The 704-nt window shown below is 55.0% G+C and carries 2 protein-coding genes; both read right to left on the minus strand.

Annotation, left to right across the window (positions count from 1 at the left end; all coding sequences use genetic code 11):
• Window positions 1-23: 23 nt before the first annotated feature.
• Window positions 24-278 carry a Txe/YoeB family addiction module toxin gene (locus tag G7B67_RS13230; protein WP_166213177.1) on the minus strand — a complete coding sequence of 85 codons (255 nt, stop codon included), beginning with the start codon at window positions 276-278 and terminating at the stop codon, window positions 24-26.
• A complete protein-coding gene (locus tag G7B67_RS13235; protein ID WP_166213179.1) occupies window positions 275-526 on the minus strand; it encodes a type II toxin-antitoxin system Phd/YefM family antitoxin in 252 nt (83 codons plus the stop codon). Before G7B67_RS13235 ends, G7B67_RS13230 begins: the two co-directional genes overlap by 4 nt.
• Window positions 527-704: the final 178 nt, after the last annotated feature.

The raw sequence follows: 704 nt of genomic DNA on the forward strand, positions 1-704 counted from the left end.
CTTAATTCAGGTGTTAGGTGCCGTCAGTAGTGATATCGCAGTTGTGCAATAAGTACTGAGCCGTCGGCCACCTTGTAGACGATCCGATGCTCGTCGTTGATGCGCCGCGACCAATAGCCAGCCAACGCGTGCTTTAGGGGTTCGGGCTTACCCGTTCCTGCGTGCGGCGTTCTCGTGATCTCTTTGATCAGGTCGTTGATGCGTTGCACCAACTTCTTGTCAATCTTCTGCCAGTACAAATAGTCTTCCCAAGCCTGCTCGGAAAAGACTAGCTTCACTTGGCCAGGCTCCGCGCCTTGCCTTTCCCGGACTCAAGGGCCGCAATACTTTCGAGCAGGCGCTGAGCGTTTTTGGGGCTGCGCAGCAGGTAAGAGGTCTCCTCGAGCGCCTTGAAATCATCGAGCGACATCATCACAACAGCCTGCTCGCCGTTGCGCGTGATGATGATAGGCTCGTGGTCGTCGCAAACGCGGTCCATGGTGTCGGCCAATTTGGCTCGGGCGGTGCTGTAGGTAATGGCGTCCACTAGGCGTCTCCTCTTGTACGTGTATTTGTACAATAGGACCGTTGCGGCGTCAAGGGCCGGCACCTAACAATTCATTCAAGCCGAACTTGCTTCGTTCCAGCAAAAGCGTGGCAGAAAAAGCTTGCCACGCTTTCGCTTCCACTACGCAAGTCGGCTTAATTCAGGTGTTAGGCCGCTA

The organism is Cognatiluteimonas telluris, from assembly GCF_011320095.1.
In the GTDB taxonomy this organism is placed as follows: domain Bacteria; phylum Pseudomonadota; class Gammaproteobacteria; order Xanthomonadales; family Xanthomonadaceae; genus Cognatiluteimonas; species Cognatiluteimonas telluris.